The 1167-nt window shown below is 31.7% G+C and carries 1 protein-coding gene; it reads left to right on the plus strand.

Annotated features, from left to right (window positions below):
- Window positions 1–117 precede the first annotated feature (117 nt).
- Window positions 118–1167: IS30 family transposase (locus tag BFS35_RS13645; RefSeq protein WP_117946092.1), on the plus strand; the 1050-nt coding region annotated here is incomplete at its 3' end.

Here is a 1167-nt window from a genome sequence, read left to right on the forward strand (position 1 = left end):
GGGAAATTCTATAATCAAGTTAGCCACCTACGGTGTGCTTTAAAAAATAAAAAATGAGCCATGTGCATCCATGTTAATATTGTAGTTACCACAACAAACAATAAGGAATGAATGCAAATGACTCATCTAAATGGTACCACTAATCATGTTAAAGGAAAACACTTAACTGAATTTGAAAGATATCAAATTCAGGTTTTGAAGAGTGAAAATTATTCAAATCGTGCTATTGCTAAAATTTTGAATAGAGCACCTCAAACAATTAACAATGAGATCAATAGAGGAACTGTTAAACAAATTAAGCGCGTAGTTTCTAATGGTAAAGAATATTTTTATGATTATGAATGCTATTTCCCTGATGTTGCTCAACTTAAATATGAAACAAATCGTATGAATTCTTGCAGGACTCCAAAACATCAGCTATCTCATGCTTTTATTGATTGGGCTGATAAGATGATGTTGAATAAAAAATGGTCTCCCGATGTCGTAGTTGCCTATGCTAAAAAGAATAATATTTTTTGTGATTCTATTATTCCTTGTGTTTCAACACTATATAACTGGATTGAAAGAGGAATTATGAAGACCTCTAATATCGACCTTATAGAGAAGATTTCACGAAAACCAAATACAAATAGAAGACCTAGTCGAAAAAATAAAAAAGTATTAGGAAAATCTATCGAACATAGAAGTCATGAAATCAATTCTAGAGATGTCTTTGGTCATTGGGAAATAGATACTGTAATTGGTTCTAAACTTAAAAATGAAAAAGCGTTACTTACACTTGTTGAAAGACAGACACGATTTGAAATCATCGTTCCTATTAAAAGTAAAACTAATGATGCTGTCACATTAGCATTAAGTCAATTAAAAGATCAAATAGGTAATTCATTTTCACGAATATTCAAGTCTATTACATCTGATAACGGATCAGAGTTCTGTGACCTTACAGAGACATTACCTGATACTGAAATATACTTTACGCACCCTTATTCATCATGGGAACGAGGTACTAAAGAAAACCACCATAAATTCATTAGAAGGATAATCCCTAAAGGAATCAGTATGGGATCAGTATCTGATGAGATAATTTATCGTATCCAAAACTGGATGAACAATTATCCCAGAAAAATTCTAGATTACGAAACACCTAAATACCTGTTTCTGAAGTCA

It is taken from the genome of Macrococcoides goetzii, assembly GCF_002742385.2.
GTDB lineage: Bacteria > Bacillota > Bacilli > Staphylococcales > Staphylococcaceae > Macrococcoides > Macrococcoides goetzii.